We start from the raw sequence: 23502 nt of genomic DNA, 5'->3' as shown, positions 1-23502 counted from the left end.
GATTTTCATGAAAAATATCTCCTTTGCGGGGGTTCGAATGCCATCAGTCAGGTTGCCCGGGCCGATCCAGGCGCTACGCTGAGGCGGGCCAGTGGCAGGTGTAGTGCCGAGCTTGCTGCAATCGGCTCCAGTTTGAACATTTGGGCGGAGTGAATGATCCCGGAATATTTCCAAACGCATGCGTCTCGAATTGGCTGGGGTCTCGTCATTTTTGGCGTGAGCCTGGTCGTTAGTCTCGTCGCTGCGATGATCGTGATTCTTCGGTTACCGGAGGATTATTTTCTTTCCCATCGGTCGGAATCATTTTGGACGCATCGCCCGAGGTGGCAGCGCCTTTTGGGCATTGGCATCAAAAATGTCGTGGGCGTTGGACTCGTGATGCTGGGCCTTTTCCTGTCGCTGCCCGGCGTGCCCGGTCAGGGCCTCTTGACGATGTTCATTGGAATCGTCCTTTTGGACCTTCCGGGCAAACGCGCAATCGAGCGGCGGATCATTGCGACGCCGGCAATTCTGTCAGCATGCAATCGAATGCGCGCGCGCTTTGGAAAACCGCCGCTTCGGGTATTCGACGGACCCGTGCCTTTCGAGCGAAAGGCACTGCCCGAATCGATTGGCATGCAGAACGACGTTCACGGTCGGGTGAAGTGATATCGAACCGTCACGTTTGCGGTCGTCGTCACCTCTCCGGGTTCGATTTTCAGCGAGGCGCGTAGTGCAAGCTCATCGCTGAACATGATGGGCATCGGGCGCTCGGGCGTACCATTGACGTCGTGCACGGCGTCGATACGCAATCCTGCGGCTTCCGCCATGGTTTTGGCGCTACGTTCGGCATCGGCCACGGCCAATTTGAGGGCGCGCTCTCGAGCCTGTTCGGGGTGAGAGAGGAAGAAGGACAAACCTTCTACGATATTGGCCCCCGCATCGACGCCCGTATCCACGACGACGACGGCTTCCGCGCCGACCTTTGCCGGATCGACGTCTTCGAGCGTAATGGTCATCGTAATGCGTGCGCGATAACCGACGATACGCGGGAGTTGTGCCTCCTCGGATTCGTCGTAAAGCGGCGAGATGCGAATCTCGGACGTTTGCATCGAGAGATTTTCGCGTCCGAGCGCTTTCATGGCTTGCGTGAGTTGCTCGACTTTGGTGGCAAGCTCGTCTCGCGCTTGCGTGAGCATACGCGCGCGAACTTCGACACCCAAGTCGACTCGTAATGCATCGGGCTGGCTGACGACGGTGGCTTGCCCACTTGTCGTAATCAATTCGGAGAGGCGGTGCTCCAAGAGAACGGTGGCGCGTACTTTGGACGGGGCGCCCGTGGCCGTTGCTGCTTGACCCATATCCTCGCCAGCTTGCGCCGCGTTCGACAATGTCGGCGCGAAGACCGACACGATATTCAGCAAGGTTTTCCCAATCCGCGAAGTAATCAGTTGCATCGCCATGACCCCCCCTTTCGCTCTTTTCGCATTCATGAACCTCGATGAGGTTCCTGCGTGGCGAACATGGGGCCCGAGCCGTGGGAACGAAAGCCGAGCGGCGATCGATACTTCCACAGGCTGCTGGGTAATTTGGGAATGGGGGAAAGACGGTGCGGCGGGATTATTTGCAGCGCTTGAAAATGCCGGTTCCCGTGCATTTCGGCTGTGGCTTCACCGTTCCGGTCTTGGTCGACGGCCCTGTGGTTTTCGTGGTCGTCGTTTGCGTGGGCACGGCCGTGAGCTTGTACTCTTTCTCGAATTTCTTGCCCGCTTCGACCGTGATGTCTTCGTCCTGCGACTGATAACCGCTTTTCGACACACTGACCTTGTGGGTGCCCGCCGCGATTTTCATCGGCGTCTTCGGGTCTTCCACCTTGTTGTCGTCGATTTTGATTTCGTCGCACGCGGGCGAGCACTTGATGAGCACTTCGCCTTCGGCGGGCGGTGGCGGTTCTGCAGACGCCACTGCGCTCGGCGGTGGCTCGGGTGGGGGAGCAGCGCTTGCACCCGCATTCGAACCGGCCGTGTCGCCAATGGCAATGGGTTGTTCGCTATCGTCTTTCTTGTCGCCGCTGAAAGCGACAATGAGTCCGATGATTCCACCCACCAATACGACGGCTGCGACGCCAATGATGATGGGAAGGTTCTTGGGCCTTCCACCGCCGCTATCGAAAGACGGCGCGCCGCCCATTTGTCCCATGGCCGCATTCGGGCCAGCGTCCATGGCGGGTCCGCCCATGCCGCCCATGGCGGGTCCACCCATGCCGCCCATCGCGGGTGCGCCCATGCCGCCCATGTTGGCGCCCGGTGCAGGCGGATATCCGCCAGCGTCTTGGCCAGGCGGTTGATACACCGGCGCTGCAGCCGTCGGTCCCATGGGATCGGCGCTGCCGATGGCAGGGAAAGCAACCGTCGCGCCCACGGCCGAATCGGGCATGTTTGCAGCCGCGGCAAACGCTGCGGCCAGATCGCTCACTTGGCGGAAACGTTCATTTGGATCCACGGCGAGCGCTCGGCTGAACACGGCGTCGAGCACCGGCGAGACTTGCGCACCCACCTCGATGGCTCGTTGCGACGCCGGTACGCGAGGACCAACGAGCTCTTGTTGCCACGCACCGAAGTCGGGTTGCGCGCTTTGGCAAGAGCGCCAGTAGGGCCGTCCCGTGAGCGCGTAGAACAAGAGCAGCCCCATGGCGAACACGTCTGCCGCGGCGCCTGCAGGAGCGCTCCCTTGCATCTGCTCGGGCGCAACCCACGGAGCCGCAATGGCGTACCCTTCGTTTGTCTGTTCGTAACTTCGCGCGAGGCCCGCTCCGAAGTCCATCACGCGCACGACGAACCCTTGCGGCGCGACGAACACGTTCGTCGGCTTCAGGGCATGGTGCATGAGTTGTCGTGCGTGTGCGCCTTCGAGCACGCGCGCCAAGTTCTGCGCAATCTGCGCGACCTCCGGGGGCGCAAGCGGCCTCTGAGACGCGAGCTGTGCGAGTGACGGGGCCGCGCTGTACTCGGTTGCCGTAAACGGCGCCGCCGTCTGCGGATCGTACCCAGCATCGAGCACGGGCAGCACGCTGTCAGGTGGCAAGCCATTGGTCGCAGAATAAATCTGCTCGATCATCGCCATCACTTCGGGACGCTGCGCGATGCTCGGCGCGTAGATACGCACCGCGAACGCATTGCCCGTCGCGTCGACGACGCGGTAGGTGGCCGAAGAGCCGCCATAGCCCAAAAGGGCCTGAACCGAATACTTTCCGGCAATGACATAGCCGGGTGAAAGCTGAGGCGCGGTCACGACATTCCTTGGGTGAACTATTTCTTGTCGCCGTCGGACTTGCCGTCATCTTTGGCGTCGCCGCCAGCCTTGATGCTCGTCAGTACGGCTTGGACGGCTTCTTGGCCTTTGACGTCGTCGTCGAGAACGAATCCGACTGCGATCAAGTTGTGCGTTGCATCCACGGGCGCGTGCACGATCATCACGCTGCCCTTCTTGTCCTTCAAAACCTCACGCTCACCGCCTGGCGCAACCCACACGCCCATCTTGATGTCATTGGCCTCGATCGGATTCTCGGGCTTCTTCCAAGCGACCTTGTAGTTCTTGGGAAGCGTTGCACCGAGGGCCTTCAGCAGATCGGCAAACGCGGCATCACGCGCAGCGTCGTTCTTCTTTGCGTCTTTGTCCGGCGTGTAGGAACCGATCGCGAGCACCGCAGCATTGGGCTCTTTCGACGCATGCATGAACGAGTGCGATTCGAGCACTGCGTACTTCCACTTCTCCGGTGGCTTGAACTCCAGCGTCGCACTCTTCACTGCGGCGACGGTATCCGCTTTTGCGGTACACATGTCGTCGAGCGAATCGCACTTCGGCTCGGGCGGCGGCTGATTGGCCTTTGCGTCGGCCTCGAGATCGTCGGTCGTTTTGGGGTCGGGTTTGTTCCCTCCGCACGCGACAGGAGCGAGTGCGAGAGCGAGCAATGCGGTTGCTAGGAAGTTTCGGTAGACCATGCGCACCACGCGAGCGTGGCAGATCGTGGGCTGTTACGGCAAGTATTTCAGTCACACCGATGCGTGACATCGACTGCCCGGCCTCGAACGAATCGAAAGGAAGCCGCACAAATCGATTCCCACACGACTCCCGACGAGCGGGTCGCAAGCGACGAAGGAACGAGCCGCAGCGTTTACGGCTTCTTCTTCATGCCGGGCAGGTACGCCTTCTCGGTCGGCGGCTCGAGGTACTCGACCTTCTCCACGGTCATGATCCCGTACTTGGGGTTCGCCGCGGTCCCAGAGCTCGCCTTCGTGAATGTGATGGCGTAGTTGCCTGTGACCTTGACCTTCGCCCCAACATTGGGGATCGGGTTCGGCAGGTCCGCACCCCAGAACTCGTCGCTCAACTTCGCTTCGCCTTCTTTGCCTTTCGGCTGGCGATCGATCGCTTCGATCAACGTGAAGACCTGCGCGAAGTTCGAAGCCCAGCCCATGACGGCGATCATGTCCTTGGTCTCGCCCTTGTCGTCGGCGATCCAGAACGTGGGGACCGGAGCTTTGCAATCCGGCGGGTCACCTTTGCCCGTCTTGTGGATCGCGCACTTCGGCGCTTCGTCGTAGTTTGTCTTGACGATGTAGCCGGTGATCGAGAGCTGTTTGCCGTTGACGTCTTCGAAGTGGACGCGGCTGCGCAGATCGTGCGTGACGCCATAAACCGTGTACGAGCCGTCCGCGCCCTTCTTGGGCTTTTGCGGCAGCGTCGGAACGGCAGGCATCGAAGCCTTCTTTCCACTGACTGCTGGCTTCGGCTTGTAAGGCTCTTCAGCGGGACCGCAGCCGAGCGTGGCCGAGACAGCGACGGATGCGAGTGCGAGAAGAAGTGCGTGTCGAACGTTCATGGATGTCTCCGGCTGCAAAAAGGCACACGCCCAATGGCGCAAGCAGCCGCCCTGGGCAGGGGCGCGGGGCACAAGAGCGCTAACACGACCGCCCATGAGCCGTAAAGAGAAACGCCTCGCTCTCCGTTCGCCCAGCCAATCAAGGTGCGATAGTCTCCTCTCATCATGCGCGAGACCAAGCTGCGCGCTCCGTTCGAGACCTCACGCGTTTTGGTGATGATCCTGGCGGGCGGCGAAGGACGAAGGCTCGGACCACTCACCCACGACCGCGCCAAGCCTGCGGTTCCGTTCGGAGGGCGATATCGAATCATCGACATCGTTCTGTCGAACTTCGTCAACTCGGGACTGCACAAAATCAAGGTGCTCACGCAGTACAAGAGCGCCTCGCTCGAAGAACACATCGCTCGCGCATGGCGCCTCTCGCCCATGCTCGACAACTTCATCGAGACGATCCCAGCGCAACAGCGCACCGGCAAGAGCTGGTTCAAAGGCTCCGCCGACGCCGTCTTCCAAACGCAACACATCATCACCGACGAGCACCCCGAGTACGTGTGCATCTTCGGCGGCGACCATGTCTACAAGATGGACATGCGTCAGATGCTCGCGCAGCACCTCGACACGCAAGCCGAAGTCACCGTCGCAGCGATCCCGGTGCCGCGTCACGAAGCACGCGCGTTCGGCGTCATCGAAGCCGACGCTCAAGGTCGCATCATCGCCTTCCACGAGAAGGTTGCCGACCCTCCGCCCATGCCCGGACATCCGAACCTCGCGCTCGCGTCCATGGGCAATTATATTTTCAACACAAACGATTTGCTCGGAGCGCTCGAAGAAGACGCAGCCAAAGAACAAAGCGCTCACGACTTCGGTCGCGACATCATCCCGATGATGGTCGGCAAGGGCAAACGCGTTCACGTCTACGACTTCCAGACGAACCGCGTGCCCGGTGAAGACGAAGGCAACGCGTACTGGCGCGACATCGGCACCATCGATGCCTACTGGGCCGCGCAAATGGACCTCATCGCCGTCCAGCCCGCCTTCAACCTCTACAACCTACGCTGGCCCATCCGCACGGCCATGAGTCACGACCCGCCGGCCAAGTTCGTCTTTCGCGAAGAGTGGAACGCGCGCGTCGGTATCGCGACCGAGAGCCTCGTGTCACTCGGTTGCATCATTTCGGGTGGTCGCATCCACCGAAGCGTCTTGTCGAACCGCTGCCGTGTGAACTCGTTCAGCCACGTAGAAGAGTCCGTGCTTTTCGAGAACGTCGTCATCGGCAGGCACGCCAAAATTCGCCGCGCAATCATCGACAAAGACGTCGAAGTTCCAGCTCACGCCGAGATTGGGTACAACCTCGAAGAAGACAAGAAACGTTGGTACGTCAGCGATGGGGGCATCGTCGTGATCCCCAAGCGTGCCAAGATTGGTTGAACACGGCCGCACCATGGCGCGCTCGATCATCATCGGTGATCTGCACGGTTGTCGTGACGAACTCGAAGACTTGTTGTCACTCATCGGGTTCGGATCTTCTGATCAACTCGTGTCTGTCGGAGACCTCGTCGTTCGAGGTCCCAATCCCGCCGGCACCGTAGACTTGCTCCAAAAAGTCTCCGCACGTGTCGTTCGAGGCAACCACGAAGACCGCTTGCTGCGTCACCGCCAGGCTCCTCGTGGACACGCGCCGCCTCTGGGAACGCTGCAGCGAGAAGTCGTGCGCGTGTTCAAGCAACACCACTGGGACTTCATCGCATCGCTTCCGCTCTGGCTCGACCTGCCGGAGCACAATGTTCGTGTCGTGCACGCCGGTGTCGATCCACGGTTTCCGATGGATCGACAAAGCCCTCGCGTACTCATGTACGTCCGATGTCTCGATTCGTACGGAACGCCCACCGAGCGCTACGGTCCAACGTTGTGGGGCGAGGTCTACTCGGGCCCCCCGCATCTCGTCTTCGGGCACAACGCGAAGGAACTGCCGCAGATTCATCCGTACGCCACGGGTGTCGACACGGGTTGCGTCTACGGAGGCCGCTTGACGGCGATGGTGCTGCGCGAAGGTGAAAAGCCGCCGCCTCCGAGTGATCGTCGCAGCGTTCTCGTCAGCGTTCCTGCGCGGCGGAAGTATTACCCGCGGTGAAACCCCGCCTGCCGCGCGCATAAACTCGCCTTTTTCACGCGTTTGTGGATACCCTTTGCCACATGCGCTTCGTCTGGCCTCGTGCTGCCGCGACGCTCGCCCTCGTCGCCTCGTGTCATGCCGCTCTGCTCGTCGCGGTACCTCGGCCCGCCATCGCTCAACCCGCTGCGAAGGACGCCAAATCGAGCGTTTCGTCGCTCATCCAACGCGGCAGTGAGCTCTTCGACGACGCCGAGTACGAAGAGTCCATCCAGACTTTGTCCGCAGCGCTCTTGCGGCCTGGATCCACGAAGCAAGAGAAGATCGAAATCTATCGCCTGCTTGCCTACAACTACATCGTCTTGAAGCGCAACGACGAGGCCGATGCTGCCGTGCGCGGCCTGCTCGTGCTCGACGAAACGTACAAGCTTGCGCCAACCGAATCGCCGCGTTTTCGCGACTTCTTCAAGGCCACGCGCGACAAGTGGGAAGCCGAGGGCAAACCCGGCAAAGAGAAAATCGACGCACCCGTCGAAAAACCCGTTCGCATCATGCACTCGTCGCCAGCGCAGGTTCCACCTGGCTCGATCATCAAACTCACCGGCCGCGTGGAAGATCCCGACGGACGCGTTCGAGGCATGACGCTCGCCTATCGATCCGGCTCCGAAGGAAAGTTTTCCACCGCTTCGGTCAGCTTCACGCTCGGCGAATTTCGCGCTGAAATTCCCAAAGCCGCCGTAAAACCCCCGTTTGTCGAGTACTACCTGCAAGCCATCGACAAGGGCGGCTTGCCGCTCACGTCGCGTGGTGACGTTGCAACTCCGCTACGCATCGTCGTGCCCGCGCCGGAGAAAAAGGGAGGCGTGCTCTCGAGCCCCTGGTTCTGGGTTCCCGTGAGCTTGGCCGTCGTTGGCGGAGGTGTCGCGGCCACGTACTTCCTGCTGCAACAGCGGAGCTCGACCGTCACGATCAGCGTGCGCGAGTAGCTTCTTCAGCAAGCACTGCCAACCTTGCTCCCGACATGACCGACCCCGTTTACCCCTTCGTTGCCATCGACGTCGCTCGCGACAGCGCCGACGAGCTCTCCGCGTTGCTCTTCGACCTCGGTGCGATGGGCGTCGAAGAACGCGACGATCAAACACTCTCCAAGTCCGCAGCCCAGGGCAAAGTCACACTCGTGGGCAGTTTTGCTTCGCGCGAAGAAGCCGACGCCGCCATCGCAGCTCTGACCGAACAAGACCCGGACATGTCGCCGCGCATCGAAGAGATCGTGGGTGACGCTTGGCGTGATGCCTGGAAAGAACACTTCGAACCTTTCGCGCTCACACCATCGATCACGATCGTCCCACCTTGGGTTTCTTATGAGCACAAACGATCGGACGAACATGTGCTGGAGCTCGAACCAGGGCGCGCTTTCGGCACGGGGCTCCATGCAACGACGGCTCTCGTGTCCGAGCTCTTGCACGACCATCGGCAGTCGCTTGCAGGCGTGAGCGTCCTCGATGTCGGCACGGGCAGCGGCATCCTCGCGCTCGTCGCGCTCATTTACAGCGCGCGTGATGCGCTCTGCATCGACAACGATCCGGAAGTCATCGACGTCGTTCGTGAAAACGCCGAACGCAACAAGCTGACCGATCGCGTCGTCGTGCGTGAAGCGACCGTCGAGACGATCACGACGACGTATCCGATCGTGCTCGCCAACATCGAAACGAAGGTGCTTCGCGTGATCGCGGATGATCTCGCGCGTGTCGTCGCACCTCGAGGACTTCTGATTTTGTCGGGCATCCTTGCCGCCGAGCACGACGAGGTCGTCACGCGTTACACGTCGCTCGCTCGATCGCTTGCCTATGTCGAAACGCGTCGTCGTGGTGACGGCTCGGGCGACGACTGGGTTGCCATCGCATTCAGGGCAGCATGAAAGGTCCTCTGCGCGTTCCCGCTCTGCGCATTCAATCGGGTCGCACGATCCTGGATGAAGACGCTTCGCGCTACGTCGCGCGTGTGCATCGCATGCGCGAAGGTGATCGCCTGGTGCTCTTCGATCCCGATCAAGCGCTCGAAGCAGACGCCGAAATCGTTGGCGTGGAGCGGTCGTCGGTCGCGCTCGTCGTAGGCGAAGTTCGAGCTGCGTCGCTGCGTCCTCGTCGGCGCGTCACGCTGCTTCAAGCGACGTGCAAGAGCGACAAGTTCGACGCCATCGTTCGAGATGCGACGGAGCTTGGCGTGAGTCGTGTGGTGCCGGTGTTTGCGGAGCGATCCGTTGCGCGGCCTGCGGGTGGGCGAGCGTCGCGGTGGCGCAAGATCGCGATCGAGGCTGCGCGGCAGTGTGGTCGTGGCGATGCCCCGGCGATCGCTTCGCCGATGGATCTCGTCGAAGCCGTGCCGATGTTTGCATCCGGTGAAGGTGTCGCTGGGTTCGTTCTCGATCCGCAAGCTACGGAATCGCTCGGCGCGAACCTCATCGACGTGGGCGCGGACGTGGAGCTTGCGTTCGTCGTGGGTCCCGAAGGTGGATTCACGGCAGCGGAGATTGAAGCGTGTCTGTCGGCGGGTCTATCGCGCGTGTCGCTCGGGCCGCTCACGCTGCGAGCGGAGACCGTGTGTGCGGCGGTGTTGGGCGCGGTGTTTGTCCTGGCGCGATGAGTTTGTCGCAGCAGATGGTTTGAGTACCAAGGAGCAACGGTTGCCGTGCGTTGCTTGGTGGACACAGCGTTTGTTCGACGGGGTGGAGCTCATGGTGCCGTCGACGCGAGCGCCAACCTCGGCTTGTCGTTCAGCCGCCTTCTCCACCACCGCCCGTGGGTTCATCGCCTTTTTTCTTTGCGCGACGCTTGTACAGCGCCGATAGCTCGAATGCCGTCGCCATGGCCGGCTCCGACAATTCGCGCGCTGCCGCTTCGGCTGCTTCGCGTGCTGTACGTGCCAAACTCACGATGATTCCGTCGAGCAAATCGAGCAGCTCGGTTTCCGCAGGCGTTCCCCGCGGTTCCGCTTTTGCTTTGGCAGCGTCTCGCAATGCCTGCGCGTCCGTTCCAAGGTCCGTGACGGCTTTCGGCCCACCGCGATTTTTGGCTGCATCGGCAATCGCCTGCTCTTTCAACATGTCCTTCAATGCATCGAGCTGCTTGGCGAGCCCCTCGGCATCGTCGGCCGCAACGGAATCGCGCTCCAAAAGCGCCTCGATTTTTTGCACCGTCGCAATGTTTCCGGATGCCAATAACGTTCGCTTTGCGCCACCCAGCACCGAGCGTGCTCGCAATCGAGTGCCTTGCCCATTGCGCATTGCCGCCGAATGCGCCGCGGTATCGATTTTTTTGCTCGTGCGCTTTGCTTCTCGCCCGACGCCGGCTGCAATCAATCCATCGCGCGCATCCTGCAATTCCGTGGCATCGGCCGGGTCAAAACCATAATCCGCCAGTTTCGCGCCATGCGTTGCATACGCATTCAATGTTTGATTTGCCTGCGCGAGCGTGTCCTCGGAGCTGAATCGTTCGCCATCTTTGATGAACGCTGCACGCGCTTCGGGTGAAAGTGTAGTCAAGTCGAGCGCCATACGTATGTCCTCCTGGAAGGGATGCACTCTACATGCGCCAGCACACGCATGTCGAGCACAGACCGCATGGGGTTCAGCGAAGAAACGTGCAGTGTTGATGCAGGGTTGCGTGATCCTGGGACGAGACCGCGTGTCACTGATGAAGATGACGTCCGCGGTTGGGAAAGAATCGCGTGGACCTGAGGCAGGAGCGTACGTGGTCGATGAAGAGAGCATGCGCGGTTGGGAAAGAAGGGTGTGGACCTGACGAAGGAGCGTACGCGGTTGATGAACAGAACGCGCGCGGTTGAGCACGAATCGCGTGGACCTAAGGCAGGAGCGTACGTGGTTGAAGACGAGCGCATGCGCGGTTGAGCACGAAGCGCGTGGACCTGACGCAGGAGCGCACGTGGTTGAAGAAGGAAGCGTGCGCGGTTGAGCACGAAGCGCGTGGACCTGACGCAGGAGCGCGCGTGGTCGATGAAGAGAGCATGCGCGGTTGAGCACGAAGCGCGTGGAGCTGACGCAGGAGCGCGCGTGGCTGAAGAAGAGGATGTGTGCGGTTCGGAAGCGCCTAAGGCAAACAAAGGCAGAAATTCGCCATTAACGCGCGTACGTCGCCACGCGTCATCCGTGAGGAGTTGTGCACTCGCACGCATTTAGACACAGTCCTGGTTCGCTCGGGGAGCGTCGAGAGTGACTCGTGTCGAATTTTTCTTGACCGGCAGACACACGTGTGCATTGGCGCCGGCAAAAGCGAGCGCAACGTCACGCAAGATGCGTCGCCATTCACGCCCGACGCATCTTCGCAAACGGGAGCGAGATCTGCCCGAGCGGCGCACTCTTCCGCTTCGGCGGCCCACGTGCGAAACCCGCCCTTGCCAAACCTTCGCGTATGGCGTCGGCCGTCAATGCAACCTCACGCCATTTCATTCGCCCACTGCATTTCGGACATACATTCACGTCGATAGCGAACACATGCCGAAGCAACCACGCCCAAGGTTTTCGACGCATGTGACTGACTTCGGCATCCGGCTGCTCGAAGAGCTTTCCAAACAACGGCAATTGCAATGGCGTTGGTCGCTCGACATTCGGTGGCACGTACGGCCGCGCCGATGCCACGACTCGTTCACGCAATCTCGAATTCGGTGCCAATACGCCATGGAATCGGACCATGTGAAATCGTGGAGGAGGCACCATCGCGCATATTCGCGCAATCAACTCATACGGACCCAGCGTCACGAAGCGCGTGCCATCTCGCCACGCTTTCTTCAACTCATAACGCAATTCCCCGTCATCCATTTCCGTCAATCGATCCATCGCTATCGGCGGCCTCGCCAAATACCGACATCCGCTCGATTCGCCGACGATCCCGACCGTCGATGCTGTCGCCTGCATAGACGTTGAATCCGTCGACGACGACCGCACATTCTCCTTTGCCCAAGCGCGGACCATCCACGATCCTCGTCTTCGGTGCTCGGCCCGCAATGTCGTAACACGACAAAGCGCCGGCTCGATCTCGCTTTCACCCTCGTCATGCGACGCCCCATCAGCGCTTCGACCCTTTTTCTCCAACATCGCAACCACTTTTTTCGCCGTACGAAATGCGACGTCGTACACCTCGTCCGCCGACGGCCTCGGCAATCGCAGAAATCGCAGCCCACCATCGTCGCTTTTCACGTAAACCCCATCGAGCACCAGCGTGTGCAAATGAACATTCAATCGCAACGCCGAGTCGAATCGCTGAATCACCGTCACCATCCCCGTAAAGGCATCATCCACACTCGGTAAACCAAATTCACGTTTCGCTCGCCATCGATAACTTCGCTGCAATTCTCGAATGAATGTATCCAACACCAAAGCGCACAATTGACGGTCATACCCCGCTCGAACGCGCAATTCCCACGGCAGCGTCAACACCCATTGCCGAATTTGCTCTCTGGGAATCACGTGTTCCGTCAGCCAAACCGCCGTGTCGCTCATCCGGCGGCCCAAACACGACGGACAGAATCCTCTGCGTTTACAGCTAAACCCTACCAATCGCTCGAATCCGCAATCCGTACACTTGACTCGGACGAACCCATGTTCGAGCAACCCGCAACGTAAATCTCGTCCACTTCGCGCACGACGAACTTCGGCAAATCGCTCAATCCTTCGATTCGCTCACGAAACGACGACCATACCTCGCTCACTACCCGATAAAGGACACTCTCCTCAGGGCGACGACGCTCGTATGCGTATGGCTGCGGGTGTTCACCATGACTCGCGGACTCGAACATCCACGCGAGCTATGCGCTCGCCGTGCCAAACGACTTCCTCGCGTTTTCTCGATGGTTTTTCGTACCGCTACCTGGCGCCCGCCATGGCGGAGGGTGGCGGCCGCCAGGCCTTACGCCGTCGCAAACCGCCGCGACTTGCGCCCCTCAACCCCGCCTACCCGACCGCTTTCCCGGCCGGCCCGACGACGATCTCGTGATGTCGCCGAAACTCCACGATCATGAATAGAGCGCTACCGCGTCCACCAATGTGCTCGTTGCGAAGTCGGATCACGCTCGACGCTTCTTCGGAAACGGCAGCATGAGTTGTAAAGTGCGCTCCGCTGCCCGGCGTAACGCGGCACATTGCCGCGTGCAAACGTTTAGCCAAGCATCTTCAGTTGGGGTAGTCTAAGAAACCATGTTCCGAGCATCGAACACATATCGATCCATGCGAGGTACTGATGCGAACGAGTCTTCAAGGGTTGGGCGATACCTTTTATCGCCAGCGCGTGTTTGGGATGTGCAACCGGGTCGTTCGGTCCCAATGCCCAAGGCGAAGGGGGCTCTGGGGGTTCCGGCGGCGTCGAGCCGACGCTTCCGGTGGAGCCCTCCTGCGATGCCCACAAGGCGGCTATGCCGGAGATTGTCCAGATATCCCTCGGTCAGAACGCAACTTTTGCGCTGGATAGTGAGGGCAACGTCTGGAGTTGGGGAGCGCTATCGGTGGGCGGCGTGGCGAATATCGCGGCGGGGATTCGAGGGATCACGCAATTGTACATGGCAGGCGGGCCGCGAACCAGCAACGGAGGAGCGGCGTCACCCGCAAAATCTGGAGATGTTGCTCCACGGCCAGAAGCAAAGGCCCTGGGGTCGGGTAAGCATGGCGTTGGATGGAAGGAAGGGCCGGCGACGGCAAAGAGCCTCGGAAAGCCACAAGGTCAGTGGGAAGCAGAGCGGATCTTGACTACGCGGGCCAAAAAGGCCGCCACGCTAAAACCTGGAGAACACCAATGGTTTGACTTACCCAAGGGACACTCGTCCGTCGTGCACCGGCCTGATGGTACGACTGTTCCAGCGAGTCGATTCTGGGTTCGCAATAATGGTACGGGAACGTTTCATGGATATCCAGCGGAGTAAAAGCATGAATTATCGATTCGCGGTGCAGGCAAGCAATCCCCGCCGTCTTACGGCCTTCGACGCCGACGACCAAAGTCTGTCAGATGCAATTCAGACGGTGTTCCCACTCGAAGCGGAATACGCCGTACTCGTGTGGAATTGGATCTACATTCCGCTCAGCTACAAATACGACGTTAGCCTGATGGTCGACGATGTCATCGGGCTCATTGATGCCGTGTTGTCGAATTCGACTGGTAAACGGGTCATCGAGTGGCCATCGAATACCTTTTCCGCAACGTGGAACGTCGAGTGGAGCGCCGAAACGACCACGATCGACGCACAATGGCATTCTGTCTTAGGCGAGACAGAATCAATACTAGCACTTCGGCCAAAGCTCGTCGTGGCAACTGTCGACTTCATTTCTGAGTGGAAACGGTTGCTCGAGATTGTGGCAAATGCATTGAAAGACGCTGGATATCGCTTCGAGCATCTTTCGGGGCTTCGCCAACTTGACGAAATAATTGGTAAACTCCACCACGATGGGATCCTGTATCGTGAAGGATGACTTGCTGCGGGTCGCTTCATCGACACGCGCAGGCGCCGCTCCCGCGTATTCAACCCCCGAAACCGAAGACGAAGTGCAAGTGGTCATTGGGCGCCGCTCAAAGTCAACGGCGAGCGGGACATTCCCCAAACCAGCAGCGACTTTATCCTTCCTGGACGTTGCTCAATTCATTCCGGCTGGTCCGACGAATCAACCGTTGTCGAACCATCGCGTCTGCCGAAATGCGTGGCTGACACCAATGGATGGAAACCATATACGGTTCGGATAATGCGCTCGTTTACCAGCCGCAGAATGCTCGAGCAAGGGAGGGCATCATCCGGTAATGGCACCCGAGCCTTCGGGTTCATGATGATGGTCGACCCCTCCCACCACGTTTCACACGGCACATCCGGATCTCCCACATCGAAGTCGAATTCCACCATTCCCACATCGTCTGCGTCGTCGACGAAGAAGCCTGTTCCTTTCCTGACGGCGGCAAGATAGGGCGGCGCCAACCCCTCGATCATCGACATCCTGACGAATTTGCTCATTGTGAAAGCATTGCAATACATGACCGCACTAATATGCTCTGCCATCGGATACGAAAAAAAATTCGATGGCCATGACTTCCCATCGTAATGATGTTCCTTTATTGGCGCCGAACGGACCCAAAGCCCATTCCGCGCGATCCAGTCAGGAAAAACGTCGATGCCATAAAGATACCGAGCAACGCTATCGTCTACATAGAAGTTGGAACCCGCCTCGTGAAACGGTCCAACCATGAGCACAAATGGCAAGTCCTTGCACTGGGGCAGTTGCCAGTATTGCTTCTGCAGCTTGTTGTTGAGAAGTCGACCGATTCGGATCGGAAGGTCTTCTTGGCATTTATCGGCCAACTCGTCGATTGGGATCATTTGAAGGGCGCGCGCCGTAACGTCGGTAGCCACTCGATCTACAGGGTTCGTCGTAGCGACCTCAATCGCGACGCGTACGCTCCCGTCTGAAACGATGAAGTCTGGCTGCTCGAAACTGTGGTCAATTTCCAATCCATATGCTCGGAGAGCTGCGTAGCAAGCTATCTCGAAAACCCGCCCATAATAGCCACCCGTTTGAAAATCTTTGCGAAAATTGCCATTTGGATCGCCCATCTCCGAGAAAAAATGGTTCATCAAAAAGCGCGCGCCAATGTGGTCGCCGAACTCCTTCACGATCAAGAAGTTCGGATGGGCTTTCTCCCTTGGCACAACAAGATTGAAAAGGTCGGCAATTGTCGACATGAAAGTCCTAGGCGGGTTGTGGCATGACCAAGGTCAGGGTAGGTGCGCTATTTCCCTCTCATCCGCACGAACCCAGTGCTCGGAACCGTCCAGTAAATGCTCGTGTCGTCGATTGCGAGCCCCCCGATCGGATCGTCTTCCGTGACCAGGGTCGTGATTCGGCCGCCGGTTTTTGCGATTCGGTGGATGCAACAACCGGCAACCCAATACACGTTGCGGAGGTCCACCACGACGTCACGAGGATCGATTTGGCCGGCGGCGAGAGGATAATGAGGCTCTCCAGAAAATCGGCGCCTTCATGAGTGCACCATTCTCCCTGTTTTCTGGTCCTGCACGGTCCAATACACGTTGTTGTTATCGACCGTGAGTCCACCATAGGTTTGGTAGCTTCGCCCAGGCGCCAGCTCGACGGAGGATCCTTCGAAATCCTTTGGAGCCTTCATGACGGCGCCTGCTTTGCAATTGGCCCAGTAAATGTGGGTATTGTCCACGGCAATAAACCCCGGACCATATTCGCCGCCTGCTATGAATTTAGGCCCTCCCAGCATTGCGCGCGTGCCAGGAGTGAACAGAACCTTGTGGTCCTTTTTGACTTCGCCGTCAGCACTTCGGCAACCACAGTTTGTCCAATAAATGTAATTATCATCCACTGCGACATACGTTGGCGCATTTTCGTCCTCGGCTAACACGTTGGGCACTTCCTCCCCCGTTGTTGCCAACGACATGACCTTGTCTTCCTCGGCCCAATAAATACTGCTATCATCGACCGCAAGGTGAAACGTATTCGCGGCGGCGAGTCGTCGCACTGTGCCATTTGCTTTGGCAATGCACATAATCGCATCTCCCGTGGCCCAATACACGTTCTTATCGTCCACTACAATGACGCGTGCCCTATGCTGTCCATGCGCGAGAACGATTGCAGCATTATCCGCTGTGCGAACATTGGTCACGTGTCCAGATGGTTTGGCAGAAGGTGCCAACGGACGGGATGATTGCGTGGTCAGGGGTTCGATTGGACGATCCAATAGGAAATGCTTCGCGAAAGCTGCGGCAGCTGCCGCAGCATACGGATGCCACCGGTCATCCTTGGCGGGTGTGGCATCATCACTGATCCCGCGAATCACCAGATGCCGTACGTGATTCGAGCTTTGCGAAATGGCTCGACTGAACCCGTAATCCTCCATTGCGATGGCGATGATTTTGCGCTGTCATCACGAGGTTTCCATTCCGCGAACGCAGGAGCGCCATTCCAATAATAAAGAGGCCCGATCGACAATGCAGCACGCGTCAGCACCACCGACCAGCCATAGGCATTGACCACGGGCGCATCGATCGCGTCATCCGCCACGATACGCGTGTTCAAAACGACGCGCTTCTCCGCGGTCGTCGATGTACAGGACACGCTCGACAAGGCGCCGACCATCGCCGACGTCACGAGCAGCATGGGTCCGGCGAGCACTGCGAAACCGAGGCGTTGAAAACGTGAATGCATCTTCGTAGTTCCTTTCGAATCAGGATCCAAGGTAAAGAGAAAGGGTCGCCATCAGCGTAAAAGGTGCGCCCACGGTCACGACCTGCCGAGGCACCAGCGACGGAGCTGCTCCACGCACGAAGCTCGATGCATACGTGAATTGGCCGTCGTACCATTGCGCATCGAGCAGGTTTTCCATGTCGACTTTGATGCCCACTTCGCGCAGACGCAGCCCAACCGACACGTCTGCAAGAAAAATATCCCTGCCAAACTCGCCATAAGGCAGCGGCCTCCTCCCCAAATACGACAAGCCCGTGCCAATGTGCCCAACGAGATCCCGTCCCAGGATTCGCGCGAGCTTCGGCGTCAAGGCAACATCGGCGTGCGCTACGAACAGCGGCGTATAGGGAACGAGCGCGCCTTCTTGATGATTCGCATCGCTCGCCGAAAACGTCGCATGCGTGTACGTCACGCTCCCGCTCTCGACGATCCACGGCTTGGGGCGCATCGTAAAATCCAACGAAAACCCCGTCCGCATCGTCGCCGGAGCACGCTCGTTGCGAGCCGTCGTTTCCTCGAAAACCAGGTCATCCGATAGGCGCGTGTGGAAAACCGCGACGCTCGCATTTGCGCGATCACCGTGCGCATATCGAAGCCCTCCCTCGAACGACCGCACCGTCGTGAATGGCGCCCGCTCGCCGTCGCCCAAACTTCTCGCTTGTGGCGAGCGGAAACCATCCCCGTAACTCGCAAGCGCGTGCAGCCGCTCATGCAGCGCGACGTCCACCGTTGCTTTGCCGCCCACGTGCGTCCCCATGGCCGCTCGCGCCGCGCCGCTGCCTTCTCGCTCGAGGTCCGTCACGCCATAATAAAGCCCATCCACACGCACGCCCCCGCGTACGACCACGCGCCGCACGGGCCGCAAGCTCGCGTCGATCCACGCCGCCGCATCGACAGCGCGGATGTTCGCGTCGACCAATGTGCCCGTCACATGGTCGTCGACGACCGAAAGGCGTTTTTGCGATTGATCGATGAAATCCGAGCGCGCGAACGTGCCCACTTCGAGCGAATCCTCCGGCGAGAAAATGCGAATCTTGCGCCGATGATACCCGGAAAAACCCAACGTAAATGCCTCATTCATTTGCTGCTGCGAATCGCCATTCACGGAATCCACGAGGAACCCCGTGTAGTTCGTTCGCAATCGCAAGCTCCGCCCAATGAAAAACGGTGTCAGCGCCGAGCGAGCTGCGCCGTCGTCCGATTCGTGCTCGAGCCCCACGACCACTTGTGCGCGCGTCGAATCGCCACCTTGACGCGGATCGTACGTGCCGAATCGATCGATGCCCCCATTTTCCACATCGTCGCGAAGCAGCACGCCTGCCGAGGAAAATCGAGCTGCATATGCCGAAGCCATGAAGCGCACCGAAACGTTATTTCCAACGGGGAACACCCATTGCGCCACCGCCGAAGCCCGACGAGCTGCCCGTGAGGGCCCAAAACCATCCGTGCTTTGCGCTTCCACGGCCGCAAAGGTTTCCTCGGACGCGTCCCTGGGACGATACGCCACGAATACGCGCCGCTCGCCATATGTGCCAAGCCCGAACGACGTCGTGAAACCCGCTTGTGCGAGACCCAAATCGAATTCGATGGTCCCGGCGACCGCAAAGTCGCCCTGACGCGGATCGAATGGCCCCGGAGTCGCGCGAACTCGCCGGACCACTTCGGGCATGATGAAATGCAGGTCGGCGTATCCTTGGCCGTGAACGTTCGATACTTCGTTCACGGGAGCGCCCGCGACGCGCAATTCGATGTCTTGCCCGTGCCCCGCATCGAATCCGCGCAAAAATATTTGATGCGCCTTGCCTTGACCGCCGTGTTGCGTAATGAATACGCCCGGTAAAACTTTTAACAAGTCGCTCGCCGTACGATGTGGCGCAGCCCCGAGCACATCGCGCTTTTTCACGACCGAGGATGCATTACGCGGCGGCGTTTCGCCCGCAATCGTCACGGAAATCGGCGTCGCCGGCGGCGGAGGCGGCGGAGGCGCGGGGTCGCGAGGCGATTGCGGCGCCTTTGGTGGAGTCGGCAATGGTGGCGATGCAGGGGGCTGCGCCACGAACCGAGCGACGACGCGGATTTTGGCTTTGACCGGCGTCCCGTTGCGCGTTGCTGGGGCAAATGTCCACCCCGTGACCGTTCGCATCGCCGCCGCGTCGAACTCCGCCGAAACGCTCGCTTCCACTTCGACGGCCACGACGCGCCCGTCCGGCGCGACCGTTGCCACGAGCGGCACGATGACGTCATGCGCTTCGGCTTGACCGTTCGGCCACGCGGGACTCGGCTGCGTCAACGGGACCGGCGGCACGACGCCATCGTGCGCAGCGGCCGGTACGGCGGCGCAGATCATCGCCACGAGCAAGAACAAGGCTGACCGCATGATTCGACGCAGGGCGAGCATGTAGCACGAACTTGCGGCATCGTGCTACGCATTTCGCGAGCGAGGCGATGACTCGGCAATCCATGGTCGCGATACTGCGCAAGCTCGAGCTCGACATGGGGCATCGAGAGCCGATCGAGCCGAGACAGCCTCATGACGCGCGGAAACCTCATATCGACGCCTGTTTTTACGTGGAAATCGCCACCTCAACGCCCGATATCGCCTCCCGATCGATTCACCACGCCTTCCCGGCCGCCGTGATCACGTTTCCCATTTGGGAAACGCCTTCCCGGCAGCCGATATGGCGTTTCCCAATCGCAACCACGCCCCAACGCCCGCCATGATCACGTTCTCCATCGGCGAAACGCCTTCCCGGCCGCCGATATCACGTTTCCCATTCGCAAGACGGCCCAACAGTAGCCGTGATCACGTCCCCCATCTGCGAAACGCCTTCACGGCGGTTGATATGTGAAGTCTCTTGCGTATGTGCGCGCTCAGGAATGTCCTTGACGCCATGTTTGGGTCGGGATATGTGGCGTTCCTACACAGGAGGCCGCACATGACGACGTTGGGCGAGCAGCTTCAGAATCGAATTCGTGTCAGCGAAAAGGTCATTGCATCGGCGCGGACGCATGGCGCCAAGATTGCCGGCATTCTCGCGGGGTTCATCGCCGACGACGATCGGGAAGCTCGCGAGCTGGAGGATGCGTACGCGTTGCGTGACCGAGCGATCGCTGCGTGGAGCGATGCGTATCAGGGCATGTTTACTTTCCCCATTTCGACGGGCGCCGCATGTATGGCATCCCGTGTCCGATCCAATTTCATTGACTTGTGCACGCTCAGTCTGAGAAAAGCTGCGCTGTGGACCCCGCGCGGGAACGGATTGACCAGCGTGCGGACCGGGGCTGAGCGTACTTGCACGCGGGCGTCCCTACTCCTGATGGCGCATAGATGGGAACGCCGCTGCAACCGCGTCAGCGTCCAAATGCGCCAATGCTGCGTCCACCCGTGCGATGGGAACTGATTTCGGAACATCGACCGCCGAGTCTCCCAGGTGCCTACACGTTACCGATTTTGGCAATCATCCAATTATCGCCTAGGTGGCTTCTGGTCGCGGAAAAACCTATCGGTAGATGGGCAAGCTCGCAGAGTGTTCGGTCCATGGCCAATATCTCGTCAAGCCTAACGAGCTGAAGCACCAACTCATGGTAGTCTCCATTGCCGCAATGGAATTGCCAGATAGCTCCTTCTTCCTCATCATACTCATGCGTGACCTCGAGCACCGGCGCGCCCTCGTGCGTAACGTATTTGGTCGTAACGACCGCCGCGTCCGGAGGTATGTCAAACGGCCAGGCTTTCTTGTTCAACGATTCCATTTGATCCGATTCTCCTCCCTGGTGATGAGTTGCAAGTTTGATTGAGTGCGCGTGCCTCCTTTGTCAACCGGCGCAATATGGTCGACCTGCACCTCATTTGGCGGTGGTGTGACGCCTCGCTGTGATTTGGCGGCGTCCACCATCGGCTTACCTGACAAATCGCTTCGAAGCTCGCCCCCATTTTCTGCACGATTAGCGGCTTTCATTTCACGAACCTGGCGCGGCGTTGGTCTGGTACTTGCGCCTATGTTTTTTGGATCTGCGATGTGAGAGTAATCGGTTGCCTTCGGCGGCCCTCTCGTCGTCTTCGCGCCCTTCCACGTAATGATCGTCATCACGATAGTGACGCCCACCCCTGTCGCCGCCTGACCCATTCCGACGTAATCATCGCTGTCGTACGCATCGGCGCCTTCGATCACGTCGATGGCCCCCGTATACAGCGGATTCACCTCATTGACTGCATCGGCCATCCGTTCGCCTGCACCTTCGAGCGACCCACTGCCTGGTTTTGCGCGAGCTACCGGTGATGCTGGTGTGCCGACGAGGTTCATCAGCAATCCCAATGCAAGCTCTGGCGCTATCTCACCGGCGCGTTCGCCCGCGCCTTCGATGAATCGCGCAAACGGTGACGGCGCATCGTCCTCCGTTGTGGGCGTTCGCGGCTGCGTGCTGCCGCCGTTGCCCGTTGTATCGACGTCATTCGACGCCGGCTTTGCACCAACGCCGTCCGCCTCGCGTTGTGGCGCATGGCGGCGTGCGTCTTGCTCAGCGCGAAACTCGTCGCTCGGCGTGATTGGATCAGCGGGTAATGGTATGTCCGGATAAGGCGGCTGGTGGACGATGCCCTCGCCATTGAATCCGCTAGGATCCACGAATGCAAGGGGATTGTTCCAAACGTAGCTGTATACGTTGAAGCTTTGCCCATTGTATACGTTCGCAATGATCGGGTCGGTCGACAGGAATCGCCCGGTGCGCGGATCGAAAAAGCGTCCTTTCATGTTGACGAGACCGAATTCGTCCGCCTCTTCATGCCCCGTAAACCCTTTTGTCACTTTGCTCGTGAACGACACCGGTGGAGGCGACCCCCAAATGACATTGCGACGCTGCCCAAACGCATCGTAACTGCGTTTCTCGACTTGGGTGCCCTTTTCATTCGTCACCGTCTCGACCGAGCCGACATGATCCACATGCAAATAGCTCGTTCCCGGTTCCGCTCCACCTCGCGTGACGACGGCGACGGCGCGTTCTGGCGAATGCACGTAATATCGATATGCTTTCCCTCCAGCGCTCGTCACTTGCTCGAAGATGTCCTCGAAGTAGAGCGTCTCCGTCGTCGGCGTCGTTTTTCGAATTCTTTGCTCGTCGCCGTCATAGCCGAACGACACGGTCTTGCCTGGTTGCGAAATCGTTTTCGGCAAATCGAACGGCGTATACGTTATCGTCGTGTTGCCCGGTCGCGTAATTTGATTGCCGACGGCATTATAGAAGTACGCCTCGCCCGGCGCATTGGTGACCGCATGTGGATGCTTTGCATCGGTATACGACAAGATGCCCACGTCCGACTTCGACGTGAGGTTTCCATTCGGCGCATAGCCGTATGACGTCGTGCACGGCGCATTCGCATTCTCCGCGAGCGCATAATACGCACACGTGAGCCGATTCAACGCGTCGTACTTGAACCGCTCCGTCTTGTTCTGCGCTTGCAATGCATCGGTGCGGCTCTTCAAATTGAGCTGCTGATCCCAGTCGTAAGCCAATTGCTGAATGGTCGCCGCGCCCTTCGTCGTCGTGATGCTCTTCAGCGCTTGCTTGTCGCCGTGATAGCTCCGCGCCGTCGTCACGCCATTGCCGAAAGCCTCGCCCTTGTACCGGCCGGCGTCGTCCACAGTCGTCAATTGCCAATATGCGACGTTCGTATACGTGTCACGCACGCTCAGCCGATGGCCACGTTTGTCGTACTCGTACGTTACGCCGAACGGCTCTTCACCCAGCGGCCACGGATACTCGAGCGACTTCGGTCTGCCAAGGTCGTCGTACGTCATTTGCGCGGTAAACGATTCTCCCGCGACGGACAGCGTCATCCCTTCGAGCTGCCCGCGCTTCGAATACGTGTACGTCTTGATTCCGTCGGGACTTTCGAGCATGTGCAACCGGCCAATCCCGTTTGGCGCTGTATCCCACGTCCACGTCGTCGTCAAGCCTTTTCCAGCATGCGTATCCGTGCGCGTCGTCGTGCGTCCGAGTGCGTCCATGCCAAACGTGACCACGCGCCCCAGCGCATCCGTCGACGAAACCAGGTCGCCGAATCCATTGTTGATGAACGTCGTCGTCCCGCGGTCGGGTTCCTCCATTTGTCGCACACGTCCAAATGCATCGCGTGTCCATTTTGTTGTCGCATTGCCTGGATCCGTCACCGAATGCAATGCGTTGAACGGGCCGTAGGCGTATTTCGTTTTGCCGTTCGCTGCATCCGTGATTGCGACGGGTCGACCCAATGTATCGAGCTCGGTCAACGTGTGC

21 protein-coding genes are annotated in these 23502 nt (G+C 59.5%); 8 read left to right on the top strand and 13 right to left on the bottom strand.

Annotated features, from left to right (window positions below):
- Window positions 1–153: 153 nt before the first annotated feature.
- Window positions 154–648, top strand: a complete 495-nt coding sequence (locus IPM54_13550) for a hypothetical protein (protein ID MBK9260830.1) — start codon at window positions 154–156, stop codon at window positions 646–648.
- On the opposite strand, the gene IPM54_13545 is transcribed toward IPM54_13550, so the two are convergent.
- The 4 genes from IPM54_13545 to IPM54_13530 all read right to left on the bottom strand — a co-directional run bounded on the left by IPM54_13545 (window position 630) and on the right by IPM54_13530 (window position 4861).
- On the bottom strand, window positions 630–1442 hold the full coding sequence (locus IPM54_13545; GenBank protein ID MBK9260829.1) for an SIMPL domain-containing protein: 813 nt from the start codon (window positions 1440–1442) through the stop codon (window positions 630–632). The two genes, IPM54_13550 and IPM54_13545, sit on opposite strands and share 19 nt — an antisense overlap.
- Window positions 1443–1599: 157 nt before the next feature.
- Window positions 1600–3270 (bottom strand): serine/threonine protein kinase, encoded by a 1671-nt coding sequence (locus IPM54_13540; protein ID MBK9260828.1) that lies wholly within the window; start codon window positions 3268–3270, stop codon window positions 1600–1602.
- 17 nt (window positions 3271–3287) lie between these two features.
- Complete coding sequence (locus IPM54_13535; protein MBK9260827.1) at window positions 3288–3980, bottom strand: hypothetical protein; 693 nt, start codon at window positions 3978–3980, stop codon at window positions 3288–3290.
- A gap of 173 nt (window positions 3981–4153) precedes the next feature.
- Entirely contained in the window at window positions 4154–4861 is a 708-nt protein-coding gene (locus IPM54_13530; protein MBK9260826.1) for a hypothetical protein, read from the bottom strand.
- A gap of 165 nt (window positions 4862–5026) precedes the next feature.
- Here IPM54_13530 and glgC point away from each other — a divergent pair, with 165 nt between their 5' ends.
- The 5 genes from glgC (at window position 5027) to IPM54_13505 (ending at window position 9614) form a co-directional block, all read left to right on the top strand.
- Window positions 5027–6289, top strand: a complete 1263-nt coding sequence (gene glgC / locus IPM54_13525; protein MBK9260825.1) for a glucose-1-phosphate adenylyltransferase — start codon at window positions 5027–5029, stop codon at window positions 6287–6289.
- Window positions 6290–6302: 13 nt separating this feature from the next.
- Window positions 6303–6992, top strand: coding sequence for a metallophosphoesterase (locus IPM54_13520; GenBank protein ID MBK9260824.1), 690 nt, complete (start codon window positions 6303–6305; stop codon window positions 6990–6992).
- Window positions 6993–7054: 62 nt separating this feature from the next.
- Window positions 7055–7957: a hypothetical protein gene (locus IPM54_13515; protein MBK9260823.1), complete on the top strand. Its 903-nt coding sequence runs from the start codon at window positions 7055–7057 to the stop codon at window positions 7955–7957.
- A 35-nt stretch (window positions 7958–7992) separates the two neighbouring features.
- Entirely contained in the window at window positions 7993–8889 is an 897-nt protein-coding gene (locus IPM54_13510; GenBank protein MBK9260822.1) for a 50S ribosomal protein L11 methyltransferase, read from the top strand.
- Entirely contained in the window at window positions 8886–9614 is a 729-nt protein-coding gene (locus IPM54_13505; GenBank protein MBK9260821.1) for a 16S rRNA (uracil(1498)-N(3))-methyltransferase, read from the top strand. The genes IPM54_13510 and IPM54_13505 overlap by 4 nt, the downstream gene beginning before the upstream one ends.
- 130 nt (window positions 9615–9744) lie before the next feature.
- Here the strand turns inward: IPM54_13505 and IPM54_13500 are convergent, their stop codons facing one another.
- From IPM54_13500 to IPM54_13490, 3 genes are all read right to left on the bottom strand, one after another.
- Window positions 9745–10524, bottom strand: coding sequence for a hypothetical protein (locus IPM54_13500; protein MBK9260820.1), 780 nt, complete (start codon window positions 10522–10524; stop codon window positions 9745–9747).
- Between the two features lie 768 nt (window positions 10525–11292).
- The gene (locus IPM54_13495) at window positions 11293–12597 is read right to left on the bottom strand and encodes a transposase (GenBank protein ID MBK9260819.1); all 1305 of its coding nucleotides are present in this window, start codon (window positions 12595–12597) and stop codon (window positions 11293–11295) included.
- Window positions 12537–12695, bottom strand: a complete 159-nt coding sequence (locus tag IPM54_13490; GenBank protein MBK9260818.1) for a hypothetical protein — start codon at window positions 12693–12695, stop codon at window positions 12537–12539. The genes IPM54_13495 and IPM54_13490 overlap by 61 nt, the downstream gene beginning before the upstream one ends.
- Before the next feature lie 699 nt (window positions 12696–13394).
- On the opposite strand from IPM54_13490, the gene IPM54_13485 reads away from it, so the two are divergent.
- Entirely contained in the window at window positions 13395–13898 is a 504-nt protein-coding gene (locus IPM54_13485) for a hypothetical protein (GenBank protein MBK9260817.1), read from the top strand.
- Window positions 13899–13902: 4 nt separating this feature from the next.
- On the top strand, window positions 13903–14442 hold the full coding sequence (locus IPM54_13480; GenBank protein MBK9260816.1) for a hypothetical protein: 540 nt from the start codon (window positions 13903–13905) through the stop codon (window positions 14440–14442).
- A 167-nt stretch (window positions 14443–14609) separates the two neighbouring features.
- Here IPM54_13480 and IPM54_13475 read toward each other — a convergent pair whose 3' ends face one another.
- From IPM54_13475 to IPM54_13450, 6 genes are all read right to left on the bottom strand, one after another.
- Entirely contained in the window at window positions 14610–15698 is a 1089-nt protein-coding gene (locus IPM54_13475) for a hypothetical protein (protein ID MBK9260815.1), read from the bottom strand.
- A gap of 296 nt (window positions 15699–15994) precedes the next feature.
- Entirely contained in the window at window positions 15995–16573 is a 579-nt protein-coding gene (locus IPM54_13470) for a hypothetical protein (GenBank protein ID MBK9260814.1), read from the bottom strand.
- Window positions 16574–16818: 245 nt separating this feature from the next.
- Entirely contained in the window at window positions 16819–17190 is a 372-nt protein-coding gene (locus tag IPM54_13465; GenBank protein ID MBK9260813.1) for a hypothetical protein, read from the bottom strand.
- 19 nt (window positions 17191–17209) lie between these two features.
- A complete protein-coding gene (locus IPM54_13460; GenBank protein MBK9260812.1) occupies window positions 17210–19372 on the bottom strand; it encodes a TonB-dependent receptor plug domain-containing protein in 2163 nt (720 codons plus the stop codon).
- A 1292-nt stretch (window positions 19373–20664) separates the two neighbouring features.
- Window positions 20665–20982, bottom strand: coding sequence for a hypothetical protein (locus IPM54_13455; protein ID MBK9260811.1), 318 nt, complete (start codon window positions 20980–20982; stop codon window positions 20665–20667).
- The coding region (locus IPM54_13450; protein ID MBK9260810.1) for a type IV secretion protein Rhs at window positions 20970–23502 on the bottom strand (2533 nt) is incomplete at its 5' end. The genes IPM54_13455 and IPM54_13450, both read right to left, overlap by 13 nt.

This window comes from Polyangiaceae bacterium, from assembly GCA_016715885.1.
GTDB lineage: Bacteria > Myxococcota_A > Polyangia > Polyangiales > Polyangiaceae > Polyangium.
This window is presented reverse-complemented; position numbering and strand designations above follow the sequence as displayed.

What these genes read in the sequence shown, in the direction of transcription:
- IPM54_13550 (MBK9260830.1), top strand. Translation starts at nt 154, where the DNA reads ATGATCCCGGAATATTTCCAAACGCATGCGTCTCGAATTGGCTGGGGT.
- IPM54_13545 (MBK9260829.1), bottom strand. Translation starts at nt 1,442, where the DNA reads ATGGCGATGCAACTGATTACTTCGCGGATTGGGAAAACCTTGCTGAAT.
- IPM54_13535 (MBK9260827.1), bottom strand. Translation starts at nt 3,980, where the DNA reads ATGGTCTACCGAAACTTCCTAGCAACCGCATTGCTCGCTCTCGCACTC.
- IPM54_13530 (MBK9260826.1), bottom strand. Translation starts at nt 4,861, where the DNA reads ATGAACGTTCGACACGCACTTCTTCTCGCACTCGCATCCGTCGCTGTC.
- glgC (MBK9260825.1), top strand. Translation starts at nt 5,027, where the DNA reads ATGCGCGAGACCAAGCTGCGCGCTCCGTTCGAGACCTCACGCGTTTTG.
- IPM54_13520 (MBK9260824.1), top strand. Translation starts at nt 6,303, where the DNA reads ATGGCGCGCTCGATCATCATCGGTGATCTGCACGGTTGTCGTGACGAA.
- IPM54_13515 (MBK9260823.1), top strand. Translation starts at nt 7,055, where the DNA reads ATGCGCTTCGTCTGGCCTCGTGCTGCCGCGACGCTCGCCCTCGTCGCC.
- IPM54_13510 (MBK9260822.1), top strand. Translation starts at nt 7,993, where the DNA reads ATGACCGACCCCGTTTACCCCTTCGTTGCCATCGACGTCGCTCGCGAC.
- IPM54_13505 (MBK9260821.1), top strand. Translation starts at nt 8,886, where the DNA reads ATGAAAGGTCCTCTGCGCGTTCCCGCTCTGCGCATTCAATCGGGTCGC.
- IPM54_13500 (MBK9260820.1), bottom strand. Translation starts at nt 10,524, where the DNA reads ATGGCGCTCGACTTGACTACACTTTCACCCGAAGCGCGTGCAGCGTTC.
- IPM54_13485 (MBK9260817.1), top strand. Translation starts at nt 13,395, where the DNA reads ATGCCGGAGATTGTCCAGATATCCCTCGGTCAGAACGCAACTTTTGCG.
- IPM54_13480 (MBK9260816.1), top strand. Translation starts at nt 13,903, where the DNA reads ATGAATTATCGATTCGCGGTGCAGGCAAGCAATCCCCGCCGTCTTACG.
- IPM54_13475 (MBK9260815.1), bottom strand. Translation starts at nt 15,698, where the DNA reads ATGTCGACAATTGCCGACCTTTTCAATCTTGTTGTGCCAAGGGAGAAA.
- IPM54_13465 (MBK9260813.1), bottom strand. Translation starts at nt 17,190, where the DNA reads ATGCATTCACGTTTTCAACGCCTCGGTTTCGCAGTGCTCGCCGGACCC.
- IPM54_13460 (MBK9260812.1), bottom strand. Translation starts at nt 19,372, where the DNA reads ATGCGAACGGTCACGGGGTGGACATTTGCCCCAGCAACGCGCAACGGG.
- IPM54_13455 (MBK9260811.1), bottom strand. Translation starts at nt 20,982, where the DNA reads ATGGAATCGTTGAACAAGAAAGCCTGGCCGTTTGACATACCTCCGGAC.